Below are 2,558 nucleotides of genomic sequence, written 5' to 3' on the forward strand. Positions count from 1 at the left end.
CCCTCTTTTTACTTTTCCAGCTCCCCCTGCATCAAACCGTACGTGAGTAGAGTAGGCACCCAGCGAGTTACGATCAGAAGATCGCACTTTTCCAAATGCCCCTCTCAGAACGGAGCATGCAAGTTTCCTGTGCACTCCGCTCGCCAGTGGTTAACTGTCAGCCAACATCAACTTTAGCGACTTTCTTACCATCATATTTTCCCGAATGAATGCTGGCATGGCATTGGTGGCATACGGCGAGCGTCTTTCTCCTCATCGCGATCATGCGCTTCATCCATTCGGGCTTGTCTTTTCTACCGTTATTTTCAAGGTCTTTCAATTTCTTGACATGGTGCATTTCAATGTTTCCTTTGGCTTCACACAGCTCACATGTTTCATTTAGCAATCGGTCAATCAGCTGACTTTTGATGCTGAACACCTTTCCTGTTGACATCGCATCCACAATGTCGGCATTCTTTTTGTATCCTAGCTTAAACCCTCCGAAGTAAGCAACCAACGGTTTTTTGCCTTCGCGTTTCACTTCCGTTTGCAGCACCTTGTAACTTTGCCCATCCGTTTCCCGCGTCGATTTGTACTTCTTAAATATTTTGTTCGGCGTTGTTTTAAACTTGTTCGCAAGGGTTCGTGCTAATGACCATTCCATCGTTTGTTTGAGGTTGTGCAATTGATGAGCATTATAAGCGAGTAGGTAATATTGTGCGAATCCCCGAAATTCGGACTGGTATTGTGCAATGATGTCGAAATCGGAATGAATCGTCCGTTCTTTGCGGTGAGTTGGTTTTCCGCCTTTTTTATACTCTCTTGCCTTGTCCTTCATCTTTTCGTCTGGCATGCGGAATCCGATGCTGCCATTAATGCTGCGCTGCCCGCGCTGATCATGTTTCGTATCCTCGTGCAGGACATGAATGTCATAACCGAGAAATCGTGCTTTCTCCGTCTTTGCATGCGTTATCAAGGTCTTCTCTTCGCTAAGCGCCAGCTTCAATTCAGCAGTAAGGAAGGCTTTAATTTCTTCTTTGACCTTAATCGCTTCCTGTTTTGGACCGGAAAAACCGAGCAGCCAGTCGTCTGCGTATCGGATATAGTACAACCGCCTGAAAGCCGGATCGTTCGTATCTTTGGAAGGTATGGATTGCGATTGCTTGTTAAGTTGCTTAACCGTCTCCCAGTCTTGGTGTCGCATATATTTCCTCATTTGGTTACGCAGTGCTCTATAGGTTTTGTTCTCAGCACGTTTGCCGCCGTGGTTATAGGCAGGGAGGATCTGCTTTTCCATGAACTGGTCGAATCTATCCATGTAGACGTTGGATAATAACGGACTCAAAATAGAACCCTGCGGACAGCCGCTTAAGGTAGCGTTGTACTTCCAATCTTCCAGGTATCCGCATGCCAGAAATTGCCGCATCAGTCTCAAGAGACGATTGTCTTTGATCTTTTCCGCTAGGGTGCCAAGTAGAATGTCATGGTCAATGCTGCCGAAACAGTCCCGAATGTCGCCTTCAACGAACCATTTCACGCTTTTCCAGCCATCCTTGGCACGGATAGCACCCAATGCGGTGTGACATCCCCGATTGGAACGGAAACCGTGGGAGGTATTGCTGAATTGCGGTTCGAAGTAAGCCTCCATGATCAACCGGATCACTTCTTGCACCAATTTATCTGACCATGTGGGTAGTCCGAGCGGACGTTGCTTCTTACTACCTTTCTTCTTGATGTATTCGCGTCTGACAGGTGCGAAGCGGTAGGTTTCCCTCTTCAGTTGGTCGATGATTCGATCGATCTTGGAGATGGACATCCCATCAACCGTTTCGTTCGTCATGCCCTTTGTCATCGCACCTTTGTTGGCATAGAGGTTTCTGTAGGCAATAAGAAACAGTTCCTTGTTGTAAAGCAAACGGTAGATGCGATATAACGGTAACTTTCGCTTGCCCCTGTCGCTGATGATATCCAACACTTTTTCGGCTTTTTGCATTCCGCATACCTCCAAGTCTTCGATATCGTAACCACCTGTCTTCCTTCTCCTAATCTCCCGCATACTTGGTTACCCTTTTGGCGGTGCAAGCGATTCAGCGGCACATCTTAAAGTCCGCCTGTGCAGCCGTCATTACAACCACCACATTGGATACTATGAAGACTCCGTTACCATAGGGGTCTCCCCCCTTAGGCAATCCCATGTTTTGCATAGAAAGAACGTCATAGCCCGACTTAGGTTCCCACTCATGACCTTGCTTGAACTCACTGTTCAATGGCTTGTCGTCTTGGATTTCGCCGAACAAAACTCGAATTCGACTATACGATAAGTAGGGAGTATGTAGACGGTATATCCCCAGATGTGCGGTTCCATCCCTGGTCATTCAGATTCAGGCAGTATAGCTTTTAACCATATCGGGCAGAACTTGCGTGGCTTGCTTCTACACCGTCTTCAAATGATCCACGTTTTACAGCCATGCTTTTGTCCCCTTCTCCTTTCAGATTTAGGTTAGGCGTTGTTCTCAACGTATTTCCAAGGACGTTGGTCCGGTGACCGGACTATTCTTTCTTCGCACGACATGGCGCAC

General features: G+C 47.1%; 1 protein-coding gene. It reads right to left on the minus strand.

Annotation, left to right across the window (positions count from 1 at the left end; genetic code table 11):
- Positions 1 to 157: 157 nt before the first annotated feature.
- Positions 158 to 1,972 carry a reverse transcriptase/maturase family protein gene (locus J2Z66_RS42270; protein WP_209980120.1) on the minus strand — a complete coding sequence of 605 codons (1,815 nt, stop codon included), beginning with the start codon at positions 1,970 to 1,972 and terminating at the stop codon, positions 158 to 160.
- Positions 1,973 to 2,558: the final 586 nt, after the last annotated feature.

This window comes from Paenibacillus eucommiae, from assembly GCF_017874215.1.
In the GTDB taxonomy this organism is placed as follows: Bacteria; Bacillota; Bacilli; order Paenibacillales; family NBRC-103111; genus Paenibacillus_AI; species Paenibacillus_AI eucommiae.

Coding starts and splice junctions, on each gene's coding strand:
- J2Z66_RS42270 (WP_209980120.1), bottom strand. CDS start 1,972: ATGCAAAAAGCCGAAAAAGTGTTGGATATCATCAGCGACAGGGGCAAG.